The 4,164-nt window shown below is 74.1% G+C and carries 1 protein-coding gene; it reads right to left on the bottom strand.

Translation table 11 applies throughout. The features are described 5' to 3' along the window. On the bottom strand, nucleotides 1-4,164 hold a 4,164-nt coding region (locus tag MCHT01_RS25280; protein WP_148661735.1), incomplete at both ends, for a beta strand repeat-containing protein.

Genomic DNA, 4,164 nt, shown 5'->3' on the forward strand with positions numbered 1-4,164 from the left:
GCCGCGTCAACGAGCAGATCGCCGCCGGCACGCAGCCGACCGCCCTGGTTGTCGACGATGTCCGCGCCGGTCCCGTGCACGCGCAGCGTGCCGCCGGCCTGCATCAGACCGCCGGCGCCGTTGCCGACGCTCGCGCCCTCGACATCCAGCGCGCCGCCGGCCGCCAGCGTGCCGCCACGATTGCTCAGCCCGCCGGTGACATCGACCGTCAGGCCTTGGGCAGCGGTCATCTTCCCGCCGTCGTGACCGAGGCTGCCCCCGATCAGGCGGATGCTGTCGGCCTGCGTCGTCGCGCCGGCCAGCGCCACCGCGCCATCGACGCGCCAGTCGAGCGCGCCGGTCGCCAGCACCTGCCCCTGGGCGCCATCCCATTGGGTCGCGCGCAGCGTCAACGCCCCGCCCGCCTGGACGATGCGACCGGCGCCGTTGTCGATGCGCCCGGCCTCCAGCGTCAGCGAGGCGCCCGCCGATTCGATGGTCCCGCCGTGGTTGTTCAGATCGCCCGCGAGCGCGACGCCCAGGGCCTGCGTGGCCGAGGTCTGCGTCAGCCGCCCGCCGGCGTTGTTCCAGTGACGCGCCGCCAGCTGGATGCCCGCGCCGCTCACCGTCGCTTGCGTGGTCGCGAGGTCTCCGGTGACCGACAGGCTCAGCGTCCTCGTGGCCGCCACCGCGGCCCGGTCCAGCGACAGGTCGCCGGCGCTGGCCCGCAGACCCAGGGTTGCCGCCTGGAGCTGCGCGCCCTGCAGTTGCAGCGACGGCGCCGTGACGCCGAGATCGCCCGCCGCCGTCAGCGCGCCGCTGAACTGCAGCGACTGCGACGCGCCGATCGACAAGTCGCCCGTGCCCGTCCAGATGCCGTCCGACCGCAGGCCCGCCGCGAAGGCGCCCGTCCCGCTCAACTGCGCGACGGACACGTCCAGCGCGCCCTGCGAGGCGACCGTGCCGTTGTTGCTCAGCGCGCCGCCGCGCACCACGCCCTGGCCCTGGCTGTGCACGACGCCGGTGTTGTCGAAGCGTCCGGTCGCGGTCAGCGTCGCGTCGCCGCTGCTCTGCACCGCGCCGGCGTTGCTCATCTGGCCGGCTTCGATCGTCAGCGTCCCCGCCGCGCCGGTCGCGGCGATCAAGCCCTGCGCGCCGTTGTCGACGCGATCCGAGCGCAGCGTCATGCGCTGAGCCGACAGCTGTCCGCCCGTGTTGTCCAGGCTCAGCGAGGACGCGTCGAGCGCGCCGTTCGCCTGCACCTTGCCGCCGCGGTTGTCGAAGGCGCCCCCGACGCGGAGCGTGGCGTCCCGGGCGCTCAGCAGCTGGCCGGCCTCGTGATCGAGGCTGCCCGCCGTCAGGTTCAGTTGCGCCGCTTGCGTGGTCGCGTGATCCAGAGTCACCACGCCCGTCGCGGTGAGCGTCAGCATCCCCGTGGACAAGACCTGGCCCCGCGTGCCGTCCCACTGGGTCACGCGCGCCGTCAGGTCGCCGCCGGCCTGCGTGAGGCGACCGCCGGTGTTGTCGAGGCGATCGGCCGTCAGCGTCATCGCGGCGCCGTTCGCACCGAGCTCACCCTGGCGGTTGTCGAGCAGGCCCGCCACGGCGGCCGAGAAGCCGCCCGCCGGCGCCGTCTGCAACCAGTGGCCAGCCACGTTGCTCCAGCTCGCCACGGTCAGGTCCACGCGGCCCGCCTCGATGCGCGCGCCGTCGCTGCCGAGCGCGCCGGCCGCGTTCACCACGAGCGCGCCGGCGGTCGTCCAGGTCGCCCGGTTCAGGATCACCGATCCGGACGGATCGCTCGAGACCAGGCTCACGCCGGCGGCCTGGCCTCGACTGTCGTCAAACTGCAGTCGCGCCGCGCTGGCGCTCAGCGCGCCGCCCGCCAGCAAGGCGCCGGCGTGCTGGAGCGTGCCGCTCACGTCCAGGCGCAGGTCGCCGCTCGCGGCCAGTGTGTTGTCGCTCTTCAGGCCGGCGGCCAGCGTGCCGTTGCCGGCCAGCTCGTCGGCGCGGACGGTCAGGCCACCCTGAGCGCCGATCAGGCCGATGGCCGTCTGCGACAGACGTCCCGTCGCCAGCGCCACGTCACTTTGCGCATGCACCGTGCCCGTGTTCGTCAGCGTGCCGGTGACCGACAGGTCGGCGCGGCCCAGCGCCTGGGCGGTGCCGTCGTTGTTCCAGGTTGAAGCCCGGATCGCCAGATCGCCGCGCGAGACGATCAGCCCCTGCGCGCCGTTGTCCAGCGTTCCAGTCTGGATGCCGACGCGCGTCGCGTCGATCTGACCGACCTGGTTGGTGAGGGAGCCCGCATCGATGCCGAGCCCGGCGCCCGCGCTGAGGCGACCGCCCCGGTTGTCCAGGGCGCCGCCGATATCGATCGTCGCGTCCTGCTCGACTCGCAGACGGCCGTCGTGGTGATCGAGGCTGCCCGCGTTCATCGTCAGCCGCGCGGCCTGCGTGGTCGCGCCGACCAGGTCGACCGCGCCACGCGCGTTCAGCGTGAGCTGACCCTCGGCGAGCACCTGCCCGCCAGCACCATCGAGGCGGTCGACCGTCAGGGTCAGGTCGCGGCCGCCGGCCTGCAGCAGGCGACCGCCCGCATTGCCGAGCGCGCCCGTCCGCAGCGTCAGGGCCCGGCCCTGCGCGCTGATCGTGCCCTGGGTGTTGTCGATCGCTTCGGTCGTCGAGGCGATGAATGATCCGGTCGCGCCCGTCTGCGCGAGCACGCCGCCCGCGTGGGTCCACTGCCGAGCGCTCAGCGCGACATCGGCGCCGCCGATCACCGCGGTGCGGCTGTCGATGAGACCGCTCGCCTGGAGACGCAGGGCGCCCGGCGTCGTCGCCTGCGTGCCCTGCAGGTTCAGGTCGCCGCCAGCGCTCACGGCCACGCTCGCGCCTTGCGCCTGGGCTCCGGAGAGGTCCACGCCCGTACCGCTCACCGACACGGCGCCGGAAGCCAGCAGGGCACCGCCCTGGCGCAGATCGCCAGTGGTGCGCAGGGTCAGGCCGTGCGCGCCGCCGAGCGAGGCGTCCGCCCGCAGGCCCGCCGCGATCAGGCCGAGGCTGTCGATCGTGCCCGCGTCCACGGTCAGCGCGCGCTGTGCCGTGAGGGTGCCGGTGGCCGTCTGGGTCAGCTTGCCGAGCTCGAGGGTCGCCTCGGCCCCCGCGCGCACGATGCCCGTGTTGATCATGCGGCCGGTGGCGCGGCCAGTCAGCGCGCCCTGCGCCTGCACCTGCCCGGCGTTGTTCAGCAGGCCCGCGTTCAGCGTCATGGCGCCATCCGCCACGATCAGGCCCTGGCCCGCGTTGCTCAAGGTCGAGGCCGTGATCGCCACGCTGCCACCATGCAGCTGGCCGTCCCGGTTGGCAAGGTCGGTGCTCGTCACGCTCAGCGCCTGCCCGGCCTGCAGCTTGCCGCCCTGGTTGTCGATGGCGCCCGCCGTGACGGACAGGCCGTCCGTGGCGGCCATCTCGCCGCCGCGATGCGCGAGCGAGTCCGCCGTGATGCGGATCGCCCGGCCTTGCGTCGTCGCGCCGCTCAGGTCCGTCGCGCCCTGGGTCGACAGCGCGATCGCGCCTTGCGCCAGCAGGCTGCCGCCGGCCCCGTCGAGGCGGTCGGCGTTCAAGCTCAGCGCGCCACCGGCCTGCGCGATCTGGCCGCGCGTGTTGTCGACCACGCCCGCCTCGATGCGGAGCTGCTGGCCGTTCGCGTTGATGCGCGCGTCCCGGTTGTCCATCTGGCCGGCGACGGTCGCGGTGAACGCGCCGTCCGATGCGGTCTGCGTCCAGCGGCCGCCCGCGTTGCGCCATTCGGCGGCGTCGAGGCCGATGCGTGCACCGACGACCTGCGCGGCCTCGGTGTTCAGCGATCCTGCAGACGAGAGCGTCATCAGGCCCGTGCCGTAGTGCTCCAGCTTCGCCCGCGGCGCGCTGATCGCGCCGGCAGTCAGCGTCATGTCGGAGGCATTGCCGGCGAGGCGCGCGTCATCCGCGGTCAGCGTTCCGCCGACGCGGACCGACATCGCCTCCGTGCCCAGATGCAACCACTGCGCCTGCCGCGCGTCCACCTCCTGGGCCGACACGGTCAGCGTGCCGCCGGTCAGCGACGAAGCTCGGGCGCCGAACTGCCCCGGCGTCCGCACGCCCAGCGCCTCGGTCACGGACAGGTTCGCGCCGTCGGCCGCC

This window comes from Mitsuaria chitosanitabida ATCC BAA-476 = NBRC 102408 (assembly GCF_001598255.1).
GTDB lineage: Bacteria > Pseudomonadota > Gammaproteobacteria > Burkholderiales > Burkholderiaceae_C > Roseateles > Roseateles chitosanitabidus.